Consider the following 19,455-nt stretch of genomic DNA (forward strand, 5'->3'; position numbering starts at 1 on the left):
TTTTGGTTTTTTCGTTTTCTCCCCCCCCCCCCCCCCCCCCCTTCCCCCCCCCCCCCCCCCCCCCCCCCCCCCCCCCCCCCCCCCCCCCCCCCCCCCCCCCCCCCCCCCCCCACGACCCGGCCACGGCTACGGGCTGTAGAAGGCGACGGCCACCGCCCCGCGCCGGGTGCGGTGACACCTCGGAGAGAGAATCTCCAGAAGAATTCCCGCAGTGTCGTACTGGTGGGCGAAAACTGTCAGTGGTGGGTCATAGTGTGGGATCCATGAAGGACGAGGCGCGGGAGATCGCGGAGCGGTTGCGCTCCAGCGATGAGTTGCGCCGGTTCGCGGAGGCGCAGACCCTCACCCTGATCTGTGACCTGGCCGAGGTGTATCAGGTGGACTATGACGACGTGATGGAGGTCCTGGCGGAGCGCAGGGTCGTCGTGGGGGGTGTTGGGACGCCGGAGGTGTCGGAGTTCATCGGGATGGAGTTGGCCGGGCTGCTGCGCTGCACCCCGATCGTGGCGGCCTCGAAGTTGGCTGATGCGCTGAATCTGAAGCACAGGCATCCCGGTCTGTTCGCGGCGATGCAGCGGTGGGAGGTCGAGCCGGCCCGGGCCTGCAGGGCCGCGTCGATGTGCCTGGACCTGTCACCCGAGGCCGCTGATCAGGTCACCGGCCGGTGGGTGGTGAAGCAGCAGGCGCTGGGTTGGACGGCGGCGTTCACTCTGTTGCGGAAGATGATCATCGAGGCCGATCTGGCTCGCGCCGCGGAGCGGGAGCGTCAGGAGCGCGAGGACCGCGGGGTGCATGTGTGGGGCCTGCACAACGGGGTGATGAACCTGACCGGCCGCCTGGACGTCCTCGACGCCCGCTACCTGGATGCCGCCGTGGATCGGATCGCGGACCTGCTGGCCGCCGAGCATCCCGGCGTGTCGAAGTCGAACCTGCGCGCGAAGGCGCTGGGTGTGCTGGCCAATCCCGCCTACGCGCTCGCGCTCCTGCAGCGTGCCCCCGCAACCCGCACTGCTGGACAGCCTCTCAGCCGTCCTTGACGGCGTGCCCGCCGCGCCCCTGGACCCCAGCGTCGTGCCCGGCCCCGCCGTCGCGGGTGGCGGGCAGCGGCACGACCCGCACTGCCTGGGTGCGCTGTGTGGCTCCATCACCGCGCCCTTAGCCAAGCTGCGGCCCAAGCTGGAGCTGGCGGTGCACATCCACACCGATGCCGTCGGCGGGCTCATCGGCACGGCCCGGGTCGACAAGGCCGGACACATCACCGCGGCGCTGTTGGCGGACCTGCTCCCCGGTCTCGATGTCTCGGTGCATCCGGTGATCGACCTTCCCGAGATTCCTGCCGAGGACCGGTATGTGCCGTCGGCGGGGTTGAAGAGGGCGCTGCTGCTGGGTCTGCAGCACGAGATGTTCCTGTTCTCGCAGCGTCGTGCCCAGGGCTTGGACCTGGATCACACCCGGTCGTTCGTGCCGGGTTGCCGGGGGCAGACGAGGGTGGGGAACCTCGGGCCCCTGAGTCGGCGGGTGCATCGCGCCAAGACCGCGGGCGTCTGGCGTGTGGATCAGCCCAGGCCAGGGCAGTTCTTCTGGTTCAGCCCACTCGGCTACCGCTACGAGGTCACGCCGAGCGGCACCCGCATGCTTGCATAGCGCCTTCGCTAGGCTGACGCCCATGACTGGGGGGCTTCGATGAGCAACTTCCGTTTCATCGAGCCCATCTGGCCTGAGCTCTTCACCGATTGCGTCCGTGCCGAGGGCTACCTGAGGTCAGACCCCCGGTCGGCCTGCATCTATGGCCGCCGGGTGGCCGAGCTTCTCGTCGACTACCTGTATGACGTGCTGCAACTCGCACCGCCCTACCGCGATGACCTCAACGCCCGCATCAACGACGCGTGCTTCGCGGCCAAGGTGGGCCTGGGCATCCAGGGCAAGCTCAACCTCGTCCGCAGGCTGGGCAACACCGCGGCACACAGCATTGCGCCCGTGCGGGGCGGCGACGCGCTCGCGGTGCTGAGGGAGGTCCACCACTTGGTGATCTGGGCCGCGTTCCACCACTCCGACAAGCCGCAGGCCGTGCCCACCTCGGCGGTCTTCGACCCCAGCCTCGCGGCCAGGATGGCGCCGCTGAGCAGGGACGAGGCCGTCAAGCTGGCCGACCGCTTCCGGGAGCAGGACGAGGCCCACAAGGTCGCACTCGCCAGCCGCGATGGCCTGCTGGCCAAGTTGGAGGCGGAGAACGCGGAGCTGCGCGAGCGGATCCGCGCCGCGCAGGAGGCCACCACCCTCACCGACCAGCACGACTACACCGAGGCCGAAAGCCGCGACACCTTCATCGACCTCCTCCTCCGCGAGGCGGGCTGGCCGCTGGACGAGCCGCGGGACCGCGAGTTCGAGGTGGACGGCATGCCCAACGCCTCGGGCAGGGGCTTCGTCGACTACGTCCTCTGGGGCGCCGACGGGCTCCCGCTCGCCGTCATCGAGGCCAAGCGCACCGGGCGCAGCCCGGACGTCGGCGAGCAGCAGGCCAAGCTCTACGCCGACGCTCTCGAGCGGCGGTACGGCCGCCGGCCCGTGATCTTCCTCACCAACGGCTACGAGCACTGGCTGTGGGACGACGCCGCCGGTTACCCGCGCCGGCAGGTGCAGGGGTTCTACACCCGGGCCGAGCTGGAGTTGACGATCCAGAGACGCGCCACCAAGCGCCCCCTGGCCTCCGTCCCGGTCAACCAGGACATCGCGGGCCGCCACTACCAGGTCCGGGCCGTCAAGGCCGTCGACGACGCGCTCGAGCACCGCAAGCGCGAGGCGCTCCTGGTCATGGCGACGGGCTCGGGCAAGACCCGCACCGTCATCGCCCTGGTGGACCAGCTGATGCGGGCCAACTGGGTCAAGCGCGTCCTGTTCCTGGCCGACCGCACCGCACTCGTCAAGCAGGCCGTCAACGCCTTCAAGCAGCACCTGCCGTCCACGCCCTTGGTCAATCTGCTGCAGGAGAAGGCCCGCGATGCCCGCGTGTTCGCCTCCACCTACCCCACGATGCTCAACCTCCTCAACCAGACCGACGACAACGGGGAACACCTCTACGGCCCCGGCTTCTTCGACCTCGTCATCATCGACGAGGCCCACCGCTCGGTCTACGCCAAGTACGGCGCCATCTTCGAGCGCTTCGACTCCCTCCTCGTGGGCCTCACCGCCACCCCGAAGGACGAGGTGGACCACAACACCTACCGGCTGTTCCATCTCGAGGACGGCGTGCCGACGGACGCCTACTCACTCACCGACGCCGTCGCCGACGGCTACCTCGTGCCGGCGCGCGCCGTCGCCGTCGGCACCAGGTTCCTCCGCCAGGGCATCCGATACGACGACCTCACCGAAGAGGAGAAGGACGACTGGGACGCGCTGGACTGGGGCGACGACGGCACCCCCGCCGAGGTGGGCGCGGACGCGCTCAACCGGTTCCTGTTCAACGAGGACACCGTCGACCAGGTGCTCGGCACGCTGATGACCCAGGGCATCAAGGTCGACGGGGGAGACCGCCTCGGCAAGACCATCATCTTCGCCCGGAACCGCCGTCACGCCGAGTTCATCGCCGAGAGGTTCGACCACGGGTGGCCGGACACTGCCGGCCACTTCGCCCGCATCATCACCCACGACATCACGTACGCGGACTCGCTGATCGACGAGTTCTCCCAGCCCGGCAAGGCGCCGCACATCGCCGTCAGCGTCGACATGCTGGACACAGGCATCGACGTGCCCGACGTGGTCAACCTCGTGTTCTTCAAGCCGGTGCACTCCAAGACCAAGTTCTGGCAGATGATCGGCCGCGGCACGAGGCTCCGCCCTGATCTGTTCGGCCCCGCTCAGGACAAGCGGGAGTTCCTGATCTTCGACTTCTGCGGCAACCTCGAGTTCTTCAGCCAGGACCCCGCCACCGCCGAGGGATCGACGCAGAAGTCGCTGACCCAGCGGCTCTACGAGATGCGGCTCTCGCTTGTCACCGGGCTGGACCGGGCCCAGACGGACCGCGACCTCCGCGACGAGGTGGCCAGGATCCTGCATGAGCACGTGTCTGGGATGACCCTGGACAACGTCATCGTCCGGCCCCACCGTCGAGCGGTGGAGCGCTTCGCGGGCTGGGAGTCGTGGCAGAGGCTCGACGGTGAGGCAGCTGAAGCGGCGCGAGCCCTTGCGGGTCTACCCACCACGCTCGCCGACGCCGACGTCGACGCCAAGAGGTTCGACGCGTTGATCCTCCGCCGTCAACTCGCCCAGCTCGACGGCGACACCGTGACCGCCGAGCGCATCAGGCAGACCATCCAGGCGGTCGCCGAATCGCTGTTGGCCAGGACCGCGATCCCGTCGATCGCCGAACGGGCGGAGCTGCTGGAGGCAGTGGCCGGCGACCAGTGGTGGGTCGAGGTGACACTGCCGATGCTGGAGGTGGCACGCCTCCGGCTGCGCTCCCTCGTGCGTTTCGTCGAGAAGAGTGCGCACAACCCGATCTACACGGACTTCGAGGACGTCCTGACCCCGGCGGTGGAGATCCAGCTCCCAGGCGTGACGCCAGGCACGAATATGGAGCGTTTCCGGGCGAAGGCGGCCGCGTTCCTCCGCGCTCACGCCAACGACGTGACGTTGGGGAGGCTCCGGCGCAACAAGCAGTTGACCCCCGATGACCTCGTTGCGCTTGAGTCGATGCTGATCGACAGCGGGGCCGCCCCGACAGACATCGCCCACGCCGCCGAGCGGACCGGGGGACTGGGTCTGTTCGTACGGTCCCTCGTAGGCCTGGACCGGCCGGCCGCCGCGGAGGCGTTCGGCGAGTTCCTGGACGGCAACCGCTACACCGTGGATCAGGTGCGGTTCGTCAACCTGATCGTCGATGAGCTCACCGCCAACGGCGTGATGGAGCCGGCCCGGCTGTTCGAGTCGCCGTACACGGACCGGGCGCCGACGGGGCCGGACTTCGTTTTCCCCGAGGCGCAGGTGGGCCAGATCGTTGAGATCCTCGGCCGCATCAAGGCCCACGCCGTCGCCTGAGGCCGACTCACTACGCCCTGCGGTAGATCTCCCGCCCCCGGAGGTAGGTGGCCTCGACGGGGTCCGGGAGGTCGCGGCCGTGATATGGGTTGTTGCGGCTGAGCGACGCGGACGCCTCGCGGTCCACCGCCGCGCGGCGCGTGGGGTGCACAAGCACCACGTTGGCCGGCTCGCCAACCGCCAGCGGCCGCCCCTGACCGGCCAGGCCCGCGATGCGGGCCGGCTGGTGGCTCATCCGCTCCGCGACCCCGGCCCAGTCCAGCCGCCCGGGCAGGACCATGGTCTCGATCACCACCGACAGCGCCTGCTCCAGCCCGAGCATCCCGGGCTTGGCGTCGACGAACGCGTGGTCCTTGTCCTGCGGAGCGTGCGGGGCGTGGTCGGTGCCCACGACGTCGATGGTGCCGTCGGCCAGCGCCGCCCGCAGCGCCTCGACGTGCTCGGGGGTGCGCAGCGGCGGATTGACCTTGTAGACGGTGTCGTAGCCCTCCAGTTCCTCGGTGCCGAGGAGCAGGTGGTGCGGGGTGACCTCGGCGGTCACATCGACCCCCCGCGCCTTGGCCCAGCGGACCACGTCGACGCCCTCGGCGGAGGTGATGTGGCACACGTGCAGCCGCGACCCCGTCGCCTCCGCGAGCATCACGTCACGCGCGATGATGGTGGCCTCGGCCACCGGAGGCCAGCCACCCAGCCCCAGCCGGCCGGAGATCTCGCCCTCGTGGCAGCACGCGCCGGGACCAGCCAGGTTCGACTCCTGCGAATGCTGGGCGATCACGCCGCCGAACGGCTTGACCCACTCCAGCGCCCGCCGCATCAACGCCGCGTTTTGGATGCACATGCCGTCGTCGGAGAACACCGTCACGCGGGCCCGGGAGCGGTTCATGAGCCCCAGCTCGGCCAGTTCCTCGCCGCGCAGGCCTTTGGAGATGGCGCCGATGACAGCCACGTCCACCAGCCCCGCCGCGACACCCAGGTCGTGCACGTGCTCGGCCTTCTCCGCCGTGTCGGTCACCGGCTGGGTGTTGGCCATGGCCAGCACGGCGGTGAACCCGCCGCGGGCCGCCGCACGGGAGCCGCTGAGCACCGTCTCGGCGTCCTCCCGGCCGGGTTCGCGCAGGTGGGTGTGCACGTCCACCAGGCCGGGCAGCGCGATCAGGCCGTCGCAGTCGACGACGGTGGCCTCCCCGGAGGGGGAGTCGACGAACAGCCCGTCCTCCATCACAAGGTCGGTGCGGGTGCCGTCGGGGAGCTGAACCCCGCGGAGCACGGTTGCCGTCATCACTGTTCCTCTCCAGCTAGCAGGTGGTAGAGCACGCTCATCCTCACCGCGACCCCGGAGGAGACCTGGTCCAGGATGATGGAGCGCGCCGAGTCGGCGGCCGACGACGAGATCTCGAGGCCGCGGTTCATGGGGCCGGGGTGCGCGATGCACGCGCCGTCCTTGAGCATCGCCAGCCGACGGGGGGTCAGGCCGTACCCGTCGATGTACTCGCGCTCGGAGGGGAAGAACCCGCCGCTCATCCGCTCGCGCTGCACGCGCAGCATCATCACCACGTCCGCGGACGGAAGGACCGGATCCAGTTCGCTGCTGAGGTCCACCCCCCACTGCTCGACGCCGGGCGGCATCAGGGTGGGCGGCGCCACGAGGACGACGGAGGCGCCCAGCTTGGCCCACAGCAGCACGTTGCTGCGTACCACGCGGGAGTGCAGCAGGTCGCCGGTGATGGCCACCCGCTTTCCGGCCACGTCGCCCAGGCCATGGGCGGCGAAGTGCCGGCGGACGGCGTGGGCGTCGAGCAGGGCCTGCGTGGGGTGTTCGTGCATGCCGTCGCCGGCGTTGATCATGGACGCCCGGACCCAGCCGGCGGCCTGCCGGACCGCGCCGGACCCCGCGTGGCGCATGACGATGGCATCCACGCCCATGGCGTCCAGGGTGAGGAGCGTGTCGCGCATCGACTCGCCCTTGGACACCGACGAGCCCTTCGCCGCGACGTTGATCGCATCCGCCGACAACCACTTGGCGGCCAGCTCGAACGACGAGCGGGTGCGGGTGGAGTCCTCGAAGAACAGGTTGACCACGGTGCGGCCGCGCAGCGCGGGCAGCTTCTTGATGGGCCGTGACTGCACGTCGTGCATCTCCACGGCCAGGTCCAGGATGGAGACGATCTCCTCGGCGCTGAGGTCGGCGATGCTGAGCAGGTGCTTCACTGGGCGGTCCGTTCGATGGTCACGAGGTCTTGGCCGTCGAGCTCGCGGACCGCGACGCGCACGCGCTCGTCGCGGGCGGTGGGCAGGTGCTTGCCGACGACGTCGGCCTGGATGGGCAGCTCCCGCAGGCCGCGGTCCACCAGGGCTACGAGCTGGATGGCGCGCGGCCGGCCGAGGTCCGCCAGCGCGTGCAGCGCGGCCTGGACGGTGCGGCCCGAGTAGAGCACGTCGTCGACGAGCACGACGACCTTCCCGTCGATGCTGCCGGGGAGCACGGTCCGGCCGACGGGGCGGGTGGGTTGGGCCCGCAGGTCGTCGCGGTACATCGTGATGTCGAGCCGGCCCACAGGGAGGGTGTGCCCCTGCTGGGCGGCGATGTCCGCGATCCGTTTGGCAAGGGGGGCACCCCGGGTGAGGATGCCCAGGAGCGTGACGCCGTCGGCGCCGTGGTTGCGCTCAAGGATCTCGTGGGTCATCCGGGTCAACGCGTAGGCCATCTCGTCGGCGGTCAGCACCGTGCGGGCGTGTTCCATCGCACCTCCTGGGTCGTGGGCAATCTACCGCACCTCCGACGCTGCCTCGGCTAGAGTTCCCCCATGATTCTGCTCCCCCTTGAGGTCCTCCCGGGTTGGCCGCAGCCGGAGCCGGCGTCGGACCTGACCCTGCTCATGCTGACCGTGATCGGCCCGCTGGCGTTCGGCGCCGTCGTGACCCTGCTGGTCTTCGGGCCCAAGCTCGCGCGCCGGCATCGGGAGGGCCAGGCGCACACGGCCGAGCTCGAGCCGGCGCGCAAGGCCTGACGCTCATCCCTCGGCGCGGCTCTTCGCCTGCGCCCGCAGCGCCCGTCTGGCCTCGTCGAGCCGCTCGGTGACGGCCCGGCGCACCTGTTCGCTGGGTTCGTTGTCCTCGAGCCACGCGGCGACGGTGGCCACCAGGCCTTCATCGACCAGCGGCGTCGGGAACAGCCAGCGCAGGGCGGTGCCAATGGTGGCGTATCCGCGGTCCGCCCACGTGCCCTCGCGGCGCGAGATCCGGCCCAGCAGCTCGAGGTACGCGGCCGGGTAAGGCTCGAGCACCTCGTCCTGCCCGTACCGCCAGAACCCCATGCAGATCGCGCGGTGCGTCTCGTTGGCGATGGACGGGTCGTCAGTGGCGCGCGTCCAGGCCTCGATCTTCGCCTCGACGGTGGGCAGCGACGCCCCGGCACCGGCGGCCTGCTCGGCCCCCGCCGAGGTCGCGTCCCGCTCCAGTTCGGCGGCGATCTCGTCCTCGCCGATGGCGCCCAGCTTCGACAGCGCCGACGTGATGGCCCACCGCATGGCGGTGTCGATGGCCAGGCCGTCGGGCACCTCCTCCCCGACGAGCCAGCCCTTGAGCAGGGCCACGCCCTCCTCGGCACGGACGCTTGCGATCAGCGCCTTCGCGATGAGCACCTGCTCGTCGGAGCCTGCCGCGGCCCCCTTGAGCAGCCTCGCCAGGCCTGCCACCAGCCTGACGTTGGCCTCCTCGCGGAGCTCCGGCGCCGTGAAGGACAGCGACGCGGTGACCGCCTGTCCTAGAAGGGTGGAGACCGCGGCCATGTCGTGTTCGCTCGGCAGCCCGGCCAGCACCAGAGCCACGTAGTCCTGCGCGCGCAGCTCCGCGTCGCGGGTCATCTCCCAGAAGGAGGTGAAGGCGACGGCGCGGGCCAGCGGATCCGAGAGCCCGCCGATGTGCTCCACAAGCGTGGCCGCCGACGCCGCGTCCAGGCGCACCTTCGCGTAGGTGAGGTCGCCGTCGTTGAGGAGCACGACGTCGCCCTTGGCCACGCCCTCCAGCTCCGGCAGCTCGGTGCGCTCGCCCGAGATGTCCACCTCGGCGTAGTGGCGGCGGGTCAGCGCGCCCTCCTCCAGGCCGTAGAGGCCGATGCCGAGCCGGTGCGTGCGAAGCGTGGGCCAGCTCGGGTGGGCGGACTGCAGCACGGCGAACCGCGTGAACCGGCCCTCGTCGTCGACGTCGAAGTCCGCCGAGAGGGTGTTGACGCCGGAGGTCTCGAGCCACTGCGCGGAGAACCAGGAGAGGTCGCGGCCGGAGGCCTCCTCCAACTCGTCGAGCAGGTCCGAGAGCTCGGTGTTGCCGTACGCGTGCTTGCGGAAGTACTGCGTCACGCCCGCGAGGAACGCGTCGCTGCCCACCAGCGAGACGAGGAGCTTCAGCACCGAGGCGCCCTTGGCGTAGGTGATGCCGTCGAAGTTCTGCTCCACCTTCTCCAGATCGGACATGTCGGCGGCGATGGGGTGTGTGGTGCTGAGCTGGTCCTGCAGGTAGGCCCAGGCCTTGCGCTCGTTGCTGAACGACGCCCACGGGTTGGCGCCGGTGCCGAAGGCGCCCGCGATCTCGTGGTTGGCGAAGTGGGAGGCCCACTCGGCGAAGGACTCGTTGAGCCAGAGGTCGTCCCACCAGCGCATGGTCACCAGGTCGCCGAACCACATGTGCGCAAGCTCGTGCAGGATGGTGTTGTCGCGGGCGTCCAGCTCGCGGCTGGTCACGCGGGAGCGGAACAGGTACTCGTCGCGGAAGGTGACACAGCCGGCGTTCTCCATGGCGCCGGCGTTGAACTCGGGCACGAAGATCTGGTCATAGGTGCCGAACGGGTACGCCACGCCGAAGGCGTTCTCGAACACCTCGAAGCCGCGCTGGGTGGTGGTGAGGATCCGGTCGAAGTCCAGGTACTGCTCGAGCGACTGCCGGCAGGCCACAGAGGCCGGCACCTCGCCCGCGGCGGAGCCGATCACGCCGCGCCGGACGTGGAACTCGCCCGCCACGAGGGCGGTGATGTAGGTGGAGATGCGCGGGGTGGGTGCGTGCTCGAACCGGCCGAAGCCGTCGCCGATGTCCGACGGCGCCACGCTCGGGGCGTTGGTGAAGACCAGCCACTCGAGGGGGGCGAGGACGGTCAGCTGGAAGGTCGCCTTCTGGTCGGGCTGCTCGGCGGTGGCGTACATGCGCCGTGCGTCTGCCGCCTCGAACTGGGTGTAGAGGTAGGTGCGGCCGTCGGCCGGGTCGATGAACCGGTGCAGGCCCTCGCCGGAGTTGGAGTAGCGGCACACCGCCACCACGCGGACCTCGTGCGGTCCCTCCTCGAGGTGGGGGAGTGGGAGACGGTAGCCGTCGAACCCTGCGGTGTCGAAGGGCTCACCGTCGAGCGAGGCCTCGCGCACCTCGTCGGCGATGAGGTCCAGGTGCGTGTCGCCACCGTGTGCCGTGAGCGACAGCTCGGTGGTGGAGAGGAAGACCCGCTCCGGCTCCGCGACCTCGCGGCCCGTCAGGTCCACGGTGACCCGGTAGGCCTCCGTCGAGATCACGCGTGAGCGCGCGATCGCCTCGTCGCGGGTGATGTTCGCCGTGGCCATCTGGTGCTCCTACTCGTCAGTTCATCGACGCCCGGGTCCAGCCGGGCGCGTCTCCCGCCCATTCTGGTGGGCATTCGCGCCGTGGCGTGGGATTTCGGGCTCGGAATCGCTCGGCGGGGCGGTGGAGCGGTGTGGAACCATGGCCACATGAGCGAGCACATCGAGCCCGAATCAGGCGTGACGTCCCCTGACCTGAGGCGGCGCTGGACCGAGCTGAACCAGCTGCTCAGCGACGCGCAGGAGGCGTACTACGGGGCGGACTCGCCCATGATGTCCGACGCCGACTACGACGCGGCCATGCGCGGGCTCGAGGCGCTGGAGGCCGAGCACCCCTCGCTGGTCACCCCGGACTCGGTCACCCAGCGCGTTGGAGCCGCGCAGGTGACCAACTTCAGGCCGGTCGAGCACCGGCGCAGGCTGATGTCTCTCGACAACGTGTTCTCCGACGAGGAGCTCGCCGCCTGGCTGGCCCGGACGCCGGCCGAGCGCTACCTCTGCGAGCTCAAGATCGACGGCCTGGCCGTCAACCTGCTGTACCTCGACGGGCGCCTGATCGTTGCGGCCACCCGCGGCGACGGCCGGGTCGGGGAGGACGTCACGCCCAACGTCCTGACGATCGACGGCGTCCCGCACCGGCTCGCGGGGCAAGCGCCCGCCGTGCTGGAGGTGCGCGGCGAGGTCTTCTTCCCCGCCGCCGGCTTCGAGGCGCTCAACGAGAGCCTCGTGGAGGCCGGCAAGGCGCCCTTCGCGAACCCCCGCAACGCGGCCGCGGGATCGCTGCGCCAGAAGAACCCCGCCGTCAGCGCGTCGCGGCCGCTGCGGATGCTGGTCCACGGCGTCGGGGCCGTCGAGGGGGCGGAGTTCGCCAAGCAGAGCGAGGCCTACGGCGCCCTGAGGGAGTGGGGGTTGCCGGTGCCCGACACCTTCACCGTCGTGAGCAGCCCCGACGAGGTGGCCGCCTTCGTCCGGCACTACGGCGAGCACCGCCACGACCTCAGTCACGAGATCGACGGCATCGTGATCAAGGTCGACGCGCTGGCCGAGCAGGAGCGGCTGGGGTCCACCTCGCGCGCCCCACGCTGGGCCATCGCGTACAAGTATCCGCCCGAGGAGGTCAACACCCGGCTGCTCGACATCCGCGTCAACGTGGGACGCACCGGAAGGGTGACGCCCTACGGCGTGATGGAGCCTGTGTTCGTCAGCGGCTCCACCGTCGAGATGGCCACTCTGCACAATGCCTACGAGGTGGAGCGCAAGGGCGTGCTCATCGGCGACACGGTCGTTCTGCGCAAGGCCGGCGACGTGATCCCCGAGATCGTGGCGCCGGTCGTGGCACTCCGCGACGGCACGGAGCGCCCGTTCGTGATGCCCACGCACTGCCCGTCCTGCGGCGCCGAACTTCGCCCCGAGAAGGAGGGCGACAAGGACATCCGCTGCCCCAACTCGCGGTCCTGCCCCAGCCAGCTGCGGGAGCGGCTCTTCGCGCTGGCAGCGCGTGGCGCGTTCGACATCGAGGCGCTCGGCTGGGAGGGGGCGGGCGCGCTGCTCTCCACGGGACTGATCGCCGATGAGGGAGCGCTGTTCGCCCTCACTTCTGAGGACCTGCTGCGGACAGACCTGTACACCCGCCAGGCCAAACCGTCGGAGCTGACGGACCCTCCGGCGACGGGCCTCCGTGACGGGCGGGTGCTGTCGGCGCAGGGCGAGAAGCTGCTCGCCAACCTGGAGACAGTGAAGGCGCAGCCGCTCTGGCGGGTGCTGGTGGCGCTGTCCATCCGTCACGTCGGCCCCACCGCGGCCCGATCGTTGGCCGCCCGCTTCGGCTCCATGGAAGCGATCCGCGCGGCCTCGGTGGAGGACCTCGCGTCGGCCGAGGGCGTGGGTCAGGTGATCGCCGAGTCCATCGTGGCCTGGTTCGAGGTGGACTGGCACCGCGACATCGTCGCGGCGTGGGCGGACGCCGGCGTGCGCATGGCCGACGAGGTGGACGAGTCGGCCCCCCGCACGCTCGAGGGGCTCACCGTGGTGGTCACCGGCGGGCTGGAGGGCTTCACCCGCGACGAGGCCAAGGAGGCGATCCTGTCCCGGGGCGGCAAGGCCGCGGGCTCGGTGAGCAGGAACACCGACTACGTGGTGATCGGCGAGAACGCCGGGTCCAAGGCCGCCAAGGCCGAGCAGCTGGGGGTGAGAATCCTCGACGAGTCCGGGTTCGTCGCCCTCCTGGCTGAGGGTCCGGCGGGGGTGGAATAGTTACCCCATGCGAGTCCACATTGCCACTGATCATGCCGCGTTCGAGCTGAAGAACTACCTTGTCGAGCGCCTCCGGGCAGACGGCCACGACGTTGTCGACCACGGGGCGCACACCTACGAGGCGCTCGACGACTACCCGCCGCTGATCATCCCGTGCGCCGAGGCGGTGGCGGCGGAGCCGGGTTCGCTGGGCATCGTGCTGGGGGGCTCCGGCAACGGCGAGCAGATCGCCGCGAACAAGGTCAAGGGCATCCGCGCGGCCCTGGCCAACAACGTCGAGTTGGCGCGGTTGACGCGCGAGCACAACGACGCCAACGTCATCGCGCTCGGTGGACGGATGCAGAGCCTTGAGGCCGGCTACGAGATCGTGGCCACGTTCCTGGCCACCGGGTTCAGCGGCGAGGAGCGCCACCAGCGTCGGATCGATCAACTGGCCGAGTACGAGGCGGGCCGCTGATCCAGCCAAGCGCGCGGGCAGGCCGATCGCTACCTGATGACCGGAGGGGCCTTCTGCGGGGCGGGTTCGTCGCGGCGGGGACCGGTGAGCAGTCGGGCGCGGAGGGCGCGGTGGTGATCCACCAGGCCCGAAATGCCGTCTCGGCCGAACTCGCGGCGCAGCTCCTCGCTCATGTGGCCATCGTAAACCCCCATTAGGCTGGAGCGATGCCCGAGGGTCACGTCATCCACCGCCTCGCCGACGCCCTGACCGGCACGTTCGGGGGCCGCTCGGTGTCCGTCACGTCGCCGCAGGGCCGCTTCGACGCCGCGTCGCTGGACGGGTCCGTCCTGGAGCGCGGCGAGGCGGTGGGCAAGCACCTGTTCGTCGACTTCGCCACCGGGGACGTGGTCCACATCCACCTCGGCCTCATCGGCAAGCTCAACCTCGAGCCGTACGCGCCGCCCCGGGGCCAAGTGCGGCTCAGGATCGACGACGGGGTCACCGCGGCCGACCTGCGCGGCCCTCAGTGGTGCCGCACCCTCACCCCGGCCGAACGCGACGCGGTCATCGAGGCCAGCGGCCCCGACCCCCTCCGCACGGACGCGGACCCGGGCAAGGGCTACGCGCGGCTTCGGCGCTCGGGGAAGCCGATCGCGGCGCTGCTGATGGATCAGCGGGTCGCGGCCGGGGTGGGCAACATTTTCCGCGCCGAGGTGTTGTATCGGCACCGGTTGGATCCCACGGTCCCCGGTAACCGGATCGACGAGCGCACCTGGATGGTGCTCTGGCAGGACCTGGTGGGGCTGATGGAGTACGCCGTCGAGCAGGGGCGCATCGACACGGTGCGCGACGTCCACGGCCCGGAGGCCCAGGGCCGCGACCCTCGGGTGGACAGGCATGGCGGCGAGGTCTATGTCTACCGCCGCGCCGGCCAGGCCTGTCTGGTGTGCGGCGCGCAGGTGCGCACCGCGATGCTGGAGGGACGCAATCTCTACTGGTGCCCTCGCTGCCAACGCCGACGCAGGGCGGTCCCTCAGGACTAGCATCGGAAGATGGACTGGAGCTCATACGCTGCCGTGCTCTTCGACCTCGACGGGGTCCTCACCCCCACCGCCGAGGTCCACATGCGGGCCTGGGACGAGATGTTCAACGGATACCTCGCGGGCATCCCCGGGCAGGCCCCCTACACCGACGCCGACTACTTCGCCTTCGTCGACGGGAAGCCGCGCTACGACGGCGTCCGCGACATGCTCGCGTCGCGGGGCATTGCACTCCCGGAGGGGACGCCGGACGACGACCCGTCCCTGGAGACGGTCTGCGGACTGGGTAACCGCAAGAACGACGCCGTCACCGCGGTCATCGAACGCGACGGGGTGACCCCGTACCCGGGCTCGGTCCGGTTGGTCGAGCAGCTCGCGGCCGGCCACCACAGGCTGGCCGTGGTGTCGTCGTCGAAGAACGCGCGGGCGGTGCTCGAGTCGTCAGGCCTGCTGCGCTACTTCCCCGTGATCGTCGACGGCAACCTGGCGGGCGAGGAGTCGCTGGCCGGGAAGCCCGCCCCGGACACCTTCATCCGGGCCGCCTCCCTGCTCGGGGCCCTGGCCAGCGAATCCGTGGTGGTTGAGGATGCCATCTCGGGTGTCGCGGCGGGGGCGGCGGGCCACTTCGGCCTGGTGGTCGGAGTGGACCGCGGCGTGGGGCGTGATGCGCTCCTCGACGCGGGGGCGCATCTCGTGGTGACCGACCTCGGTGACCTGGTGCCCCGATGATCCGCGAGATCGCGGCGGACCCGCTCAACCGGATGCGGTTCCCGATCGACGAGTGGAGGCTCGTCGAGGTGGAGCCCTCCGATGCCGACGTCGGCGTCACCGAGACCTTGTTCGCCGTCGGCAACGGCTACCTGGGCATGCGTGGCAACCCGGAGGAGGGGCGCCCCAGCTACGCCCACGGCACGTTCATCAACGGCTTCCACGAGACCTGGCCCATCAAGCATGCCGAGGACGCCTTCGGGTTCGCGCACACCGGCCAGACCATCATCAACGTGCCGGATGCCAAGCTGATGAAGATCTACGTCGATGACGAGCCGCTGGTGCTCTCCGTCGCGGACCTCGACGGGTATGAACGCGCGCTGGACTTCAGGAGTGGGCGGCTGACCCGCACGGTGATCTGGCGCACCCCCGCGGGCAAGCGGGTCCGGATCCGCAGCTCGCGGATGGTCTCGTTCACGGACCGTCACCTGGCGCTGATGGAGATCGAGGTGACCCTCCTGTCAGGCGGAGACGCCCCAGTGGTGGTCACGTCCCAGATCGTCAACCGTCAGGACGGCTACACCGACTACCGGCGGCCGGAGACCGGGGGCGAGGCCTGGGACCCGCGGCGCAGTGCGACGTTCAACGGGCGGGTCCTCCAACCGGAGTTCCACTGGGACCAGGGGCGGCGTATGGTGATGGCCTACCAGACGAGCCGCTCCGGCATGACGATCGCCGTGGGCGCCGATCACTACATCGACACGGAGAACCCCTTCGAGGCCATCTCGTCGACGGAGGACGACGTGGGCAAGCAGGTGTTCCGCGTCGAGGCGGCGGAGGGTGTCCCCGTCGTCGTGCGCAAGGCGGTGGCCTATCACACGTCCCGCGGCGTGCCCGGCGAAGAGCTGTCGGACCGCTGCCGCCGCACGCTCGACCGCGTCCGCGACAACGGGTTCGAGCACTACCACGACAAGCAGCGGGCCTGGCTCGAGACCTTCTGGCGCGACGCCGACGTGGAGGTGGAGGGGCAGCCGCACATCCAGCAGGCCGTGCGGTGGTGCCTGTTCCAGTTGGCCCAGGCGACGGCGCGCAGCGACCAGTTGGGGATCGCGGCCAAGGGCGTCACCGGCTCGGGCTACGAGGGACACTACTTCTGGGACACGGAGGTCTACCTGGTCCCGTTCCTCATCTACACGGCGCCCGGGGTGGCCCGCAACGCGCTCCGGTTCCGGGTCAACCTGCTTCCGCAGGCCAGGGAGCGGGCCGCCGTGATGTCGCAGCGCGGCGCGCTCTACCCGTGGCGGACCATCAATGGGGAGGAGGCGTCGGCCTACTACGCGGCAGGGACGGCCCAGTACCACATCGATGCGGACGTGGCCTTCGCGTTCTCCAAGTACCGCGACCTCACCGGCGACAAGGAGTTCATGTACCGCGACGGCGCCGCGGTCATGGTGGAGACGGCCCGGCTCTGGGCGGACCTGGGCTTCTGGCGCAGGGAGGCCGACGGCACGCAGCGGTTCCACATCCACGGGGTGACGGGGCCGGACGAGTACACGGCTGTGGTGAACAACAACATGTTCACCAACGTGATGGCCAGGGCAAATCTCAGGTCTGCCGCGGCGCTGCTGCGCGAGATGCGCGCCGAGGACGCGCACGCCTTCCAGCGCGTCGAGGAGGCCCTGCGTCTGGACCCGGCCGAGATCGACGAGTGGGAGGCCTGCGCCGAGGGCATGGTGGTGCCCTTCGACGACACCTTCGGCATCCATCCGCAGGACGAGAAGTTCCTGTCCTCGGAGCTGTGGGACCTCGAGAACACCCCCGACGACAAGCGCCCGCTCCTCCTCAACTACCATCCGCTGGTCATCTACCGCTTCCAGGTGCTCAAGCAGGCGGACGTGGTGCTCGCGCTGTTCCTTCAGGGGGACGAGTTCACCGACGAGGAGAAGCGGGCGGACTTCGAGTACTACGACCCGATCACCACCGGTGATTCCACCCTGTCCGGCGTCGTCCAGTCGGTCATGGCCGCCGAGGTGGGATACCAGGACATGGCCATGCAGTACTTCCTGTCCGGGCTCTATGTTGACCTGGCCGACCTGCACTCCAACGCCCGCGACGGCGCGCACATCGCCTCGACCGGCGGGGTGTGGAACGCGCTGGTCTACGGGTTCGGTGGTCTCCGCGATCACCAGGGCCGGGTCTGCTTCGACCCGCGCCTGCCCGACGGGTGGACCGCGCTGACCTTCCCGCTGAGGATCCGCGGTTCCCGCCTGCGCGTGCGGCTGCGCGCCGATGAGATGTCCTTCGACGTCGAGGAGGGCGCCGCCGTCGAGGTGAGCGTGCGGGGCACGCAGGTGGTGGTCCAGCCCGGCTCGCCGGTGAGCGTCGCGCTCGACGGTCAGGGGAGGCGGCTACCCTCGTTGGAGGGCAGCCACCCTGTGGTGGGGGCCAACCGCGAGGACGGATCGGTGGTGCAGGCCATCGTGCCCGAGTCCCACCCCCAGGAAGTGACGAGTTCTGACTGATGACTGCTGAAGTGACCGGCGCGGTGCGCGAGGCGTTCGAGTCCCGCGCCACTGCGCGTGGGTTCGAGCTGCTGGGGGAGGGCCGGCTGACGCTGCTCGCCGTCGAGTTCCAGGACGGCTGGGGTCATCCGAGGCGGGCAGCTGACGCCGTCGGCGTGGACGTTGAGCACGAGGCGGGTGTCGCGGCCACGGTCAGGGTCCGTTCCGGCCAGCGGCTGCGCGTGGAGATCTCGCTCGAGTCGGTGTCAGACGACGTGGTCAGCGTTCCCGGACCCGTCCTGCGGGTCGAGGGTCCCCACGAACCCATCTCGTGGCTTGCCGGCGCATCCGGCGAGGTCGCGCTGCGCTCCGCCGCCGGGCCTGGCCTGCTGACGCAGCGTCGGGGCATGTCCACACCGTCTCCGGCCGTGGGTAGCTGTCACCCACTGGAGGAGTCGGTGCTGCTCCGCCCCAGGCAGGTGGCGGCGGCCGCCTGGACCTACGAGGCCTACGAGGGCGATGAGCTCGAAGTGCCGGCAGAGCCGTCGTGGCTGCCGTGGACCCGGCACGTCGCGCTGGGCCGGGTGGTCGAGTTCAGCGCGCCGGACGGAATGGTCACCGTCCCCGAGGGCGTCATCCTCGAGGAGAGTGACGGCGAGTTCTCGGTCCTGCCGCCGCCCGGGCTCACCCCGGTGACCGTGTGGGGCCCGGGCGGGCCGACGGCGGTGGAGGTGGGCGCCTTCCGCGACCTCGCCGTCCTGCGCGGCGAGTTGATGGACTCACCCCTGCGCAACGACGTGTGGGCCTACGTCGCGGTGCGGCACATGCTGGACGCCTGGCCGTCCGACGATCTCCTCGACGCGGTTGATGTGTTGATCGGCGACCACCAGGACCGCCCGACGGCCTGGATCGCAGCGGCCGCGGCGCTGGCCGGGTCGCTTGGCCTGCCCGTCGAGGCGGAGGCTGAAGCGTCCGCCACAGCGGTCCTCACCAGGGCCTCTCGGCTCGACGGCGTCCTCCTCGCCCTGCACGGCCTGGCGCCCATCGAGCTCGCCTCCGGTGGCTGGCCGGTGGGGGACTTCAACGACCTGGGCAGGCGGGCGTTCGCGGCCATCGGCTTCGGCCGGATCAGCACCGATCCACGGCCGCTGCGGGGTGCCGACGTGGCTGTGGCGAAGCTGTACGCGGCCGGCCTCGGCGAGTCCGAGCTCGGCATCCGGCTCGCCGCCTATGCGCAGGTGGCGGAGAACCGGCTGCTGTGCCAACTCTCCACGCATCCCTCCCTGCTGGACGTGGCCTGGTTGTCGGTGTGAGCTCAGCCCTCGGCCCGAGCCAACTGGTCCTCGAGGTTGAAGACCTCCTCCAGGAGGACGAAGCCCTCGTCCGGCGCCACGTCGAGGTCGACGAAGAACTCACCCATCTCGGCCTGCCAACGGGCGTTGACCTCGGTGCGGCCCATCGCGCCCTGGGCCTCGGTGATGTCCTCCGACTCGACGTAGCCGATGAGGAGTCCATCGGGACGCATGAACAGCGAGTAGTTGTGCCAACCCGTTTCTTTGAGTGCGCGAAGCATGTCCGGCCAGACGGCGGCGTGCCGCTCCTTGTACTCGTCGATCCGCTCGGGCTTGACGTGGAGCTCGAAGCAGTAGCGGCGGCGTGCGCTCATGCGTGGTCCTCTGTGACGGTGGGACGACCGTGAGGTCGTCGGTTGGTCCTCTGTGACGGTGGGACGACCGTGAGGTCGTCGGTTGAAACGATGCAACCATGGCGCGCCGGGCATGTCAAGGGGACGACAACCAGACGTGCGGACACCGCTGAGGATGCGCAAGGGGTGCGGCGGCCGGCCCTTCATGGCCCTGATGCACGTGACAGGGGCCATTGCT

General features: G+C 70.2%; 16 protein-coding genes. 10 read left to right on the forward strand and 6 right to left on the reverse strand.

The window, feature by feature from the left end:
- The first annotated feature begins 263 nt into the window (after positions 1–263).
- From ACZK5D_RS05175 to ACZK5D_RS05185, 3 genes are read left to right on the forward strand one after another with little or no spacing between them, the layout of a single operon-like run.
- Positions 264–1,037, forward strand: coding sequence for a hypothetical protein (locus ACZK5D_RS05175; protein ID WP_463664505.1), 774 nt, complete (start codon positions 264–266; stop codon positions 1,035–1,037).
- Positions 1,038–1,041: 4 nt separating this feature from the next.
- Positions 1,042–1,644 (forward strand): hypothetical protein, encoded by a 603-nt coding sequence (locus ACZK5D_RS05180; protein WP_463664506.1) that lies wholly within the window; start codon positions 1,042–1,044, stop codon positions 1,642–1,644.
- Positions 1,645–1,683: 39 nt separating this feature from the next.
- A complete protein-coding gene (locus ACZK5D_RS05185; protein WP_463664507.1) occupies positions 1,684–5,034 on the forward strand; it encodes a DEAD/DEAH box helicase family protein in 3,351 nt (1,116 codons plus the stop codon).
- Positions 5,035–5,044: 10 nt separating this feature from the next.
- On the opposite strand, the gene ACZK5D_RS05190 is transcribed toward ACZK5D_RS05185, so the two are convergent.
- From ACZK5D_RS05190 to pyrR, 3 genes are read right to left on the reverse strand one after another with little or no spacing between them, the layout of a single operon-like run.
- Complete coding sequence (locus tag ACZK5D_RS05190; RefSeq protein ID WP_463664508.1) at positions 5,045–6,313, reverse strand: dihydroorotase; 1,269 nt, start codon at positions 6,311–6,313, stop codon at positions 5,045–5,047.
- A complete protein-coding gene (locus ACZK5D_RS05195; RefSeq protein ID WP_463664509.1) occupies positions 6,313–7,242 on the reverse strand; it encodes an aspartate carbamoyltransferase catalytic subunit in 930 nt (309 codons plus the stop codon). Before ACZK5D_RS05195 ends, ACZK5D_RS05190 begins: the two co-directional genes overlap by 1 nt.
- Positions 7,239–7,775 carry a bifunctional pyr operon transcriptional regulator/uracil phosphoribosyltransferase PyrR gene (pyrR, locus tag ACZK5D_RS05200; protein ID WP_463664510.1) on the reverse strand — a complete coding sequence of 179 codons (537 nt, stop codon included), beginning with the start codon at positions 7,773–7,775 and terminating at the stop codon, positions 7,239–7,241. Before pyrR ends, ACZK5D_RS05195 begins: the two co-directional genes overlap by 4 nt.
- Before the next feature lie 63 nt (positions 7,776–7,838).
- On the opposite strand from pyrR, the gene ACZK5D_RS05205 reads away from it, so the two are divergent.
- The gene (locus tag ACZK5D_RS05205; protein WP_458993460.1) at positions 7,839–8,042 is read left to right on the forward strand and encodes a hypothetical protein; all 204 of its coding nucleotides are present in this window, start codon (positions 7,839–7,841) and stop codon (positions 8,040–8,042) included.
- Between the two features lie 3 nt (positions 8,043–8,045).
- On the opposite strand, the gene pepN is transcribed toward ACZK5D_RS05205, so the two are convergent.
- Positions 8,046–10,634 carry an aminopeptidase N gene (gene pepN / locus ACZK5D_RS05210; RefSeq protein WP_458993461.1) on the reverse strand — a complete coding sequence of 863 codons (2,589 nt, stop codon included), beginning with the start codon at positions 10,632–10,634 and terminating at the stop codon, positions 8,046–8,048.
- Positions 10,635–10,781: 147 nt separating this feature from the next.
- Between pepN and ligA the strand changes: the two genes are divergently transcribed.
- Both ligA and ACZK5D_RS05220 read left to right on the forward strand, forming a co-directional pair.
- A complete protein-coding gene (ligA, locus tag ACZK5D_RS05215; protein ID WP_463664511.1) occupies positions 10,782–12,884 on the forward strand; it encodes an NAD-dependent DNA ligase LigA in 2,103 nt (700 codons plus the stop codon).
- Positions 12,885–12,891: 7 nt separating this feature from the next.
- Entirely contained in the window at positions 12,892–13,341 is a 450-nt protein-coding gene (locus tag ACZK5D_RS05220; RefSeq protein WP_463664512.1) for a ribose-5-phosphate isomerase, read from the forward strand.
- Between the two features lie 29 nt (positions 13,342–13,370).
- Here ACZK5D_RS05220 and ACZK5D_RS05225 read toward each other — a convergent pair whose 3' ends face one another.
- A complete protein-coding gene (locus ACZK5D_RS05225; RefSeq protein WP_463664513.1) occupies positions 13,371–13,514 on the reverse strand; it encodes a hypothetical protein in 144 nt (47 codons plus the stop codon).
- A gap of 33 nt (positions 13,515–13,547) precedes the next feature.
- Here ACZK5D_RS05225 and ACZK5D_RS05230 point away from each other — a divergent pair, with 33 nt between their 5' ends.
- From ACZK5D_RS05230 to ACZK5D_RS05245, 4 genes are read left to right on the forward strand one after another with little or no spacing between them, the layout of a single operon-like run.
- Entirely contained in the window at positions 13,548–14,366 is an 819-nt protein-coding gene (locus tag ACZK5D_RS05230) for an Fpg/Nei family DNA glycosylase (protein ID WP_463664514.1), read from the forward strand.
- 9 nt (positions 14,367–14,375) lie between these two features.
- Positions 14,376–15,092, forward strand: coding sequence for an HAD family hydrolase (locus ACZK5D_RS05235; protein WP_463664515.1), 717 nt, complete (start codon positions 14,376–14,378; stop codon positions 15,090–15,092).
- Positions 15,092–17,593 carry a glycoside hydrolase family 65 protein gene (locus ACZK5D_RS05240; protein ID WP_463664542.1) on the forward strand — a complete coding sequence of 834 codons (2,502 nt, stop codon included), beginning with the start codon at positions 15,092–15,094 and terminating at the stop codon, positions 17,591–17,593. Before ACZK5D_RS05235 ends, ACZK5D_RS05240 begins: the two co-directional genes overlap by 1 nt.
- A complete protein-coding gene (locus tag ACZK5D_RS05245) occupies positions 17,593–18,885 on the forward strand; it encodes a hypothetical protein (RefSeq protein WP_463664516.1) in 1,293 nt (430 codons plus the stop codon). Before ACZK5D_RS05240 ends, ACZK5D_RS05245 begins: the two co-directional genes overlap by 1 nt.
- Positions 18,886–18,887: 2 nt before the next feature.
- On the opposite strand, the gene ACZK5D_RS05250 is transcribed toward ACZK5D_RS05245, so the two are convergent.
- Positions 18,888–19,238 carry an L-rhamnose mutarotase gene (locus tag ACZK5D_RS05250; protein WP_463664517.1) on the reverse strand — a complete coding sequence of 117 codons (351 nt, stop codon included), beginning with the start codon at positions 19,236–19,238 and terminating at the stop codon, positions 18,888–18,890.
- Between the last annotated feature and the right edge of the window lie 217 nt (positions 19,239–19,455).

This window comes from Tessaracoccus yangjingae (genome assembly GCF_055326235.1).